The 604-nt window shown below is 46.2% G+C and carries 1 pseudogene; it reads left to right on the forward strand.

The annotated features are described in order from the left end of the window. A pseudogene (locus ACFSVM_RS25815) lies at nucleotides 1-599 on the forward strand (hypothetical protein); the annotation flags it as partial. Nucleotides 600-604 lie beyond the last annotated feature (5 nt).

Here is a 604-nt window from a genome sequence, read left to right on the forward strand (position 1 = left end):
CCGAGGGGTATGAGATTCAGATCAGACCGCGTTCGGGAGTTACCTCTAATACAAAGTTAAGAGTGCAGGGCTCGACGAGGTGCTTTCTGACTTGGATAACATCGGGTACACCACGCAATCGTTTGTTGTTCCAGCTGCAGCCGTCAACGCCCCACACAGACGAGACAGAGTCTTTATTGTCGGGTTTCTATCCGACACCCACAGCATCGGACACGAGGGGATTAAACGACTATACCAAGACATTGGAACGTTTAGAACGAGGGGAACGAGCGCATTTGGGTCAACTTCCAAATTATTTGATGATATTGACTGGAAAGAGAGGGCGGAGCAATCCTGTTTTCTGGGAAGAGATGATGGGCTTTAGAATTGGAAACGAGCGGTTTGCAGATGTGGAGAAAATCGGAGGTCATAGCAGAGATGGATTCATGGTTACGGCTTACTGTATGAGGTCTTTTGATAAATACTCTCAACATAAAGTGGAGGTGCGTAAAAAGGAGAGAGAGGTTGCTCTGATAACTTATCGCTTCAACGATGCGGAAATACCGGAATATTGGCGAGATGCAGAAGTGTTGTTCTCTTGGACAGAAGAGAAAAAGTAAATGAT

Origin of the sequence: Paenibacillus shunpengii (genome assembly GCF_042684905.1) — a bacterium.
Taxonomy (GTDB): Bacteria; Bacillota; Bacilli; order Paenibacillales; family Paenibacillaceae; genus Paenibacillus; species Paenibacillus shunpengii.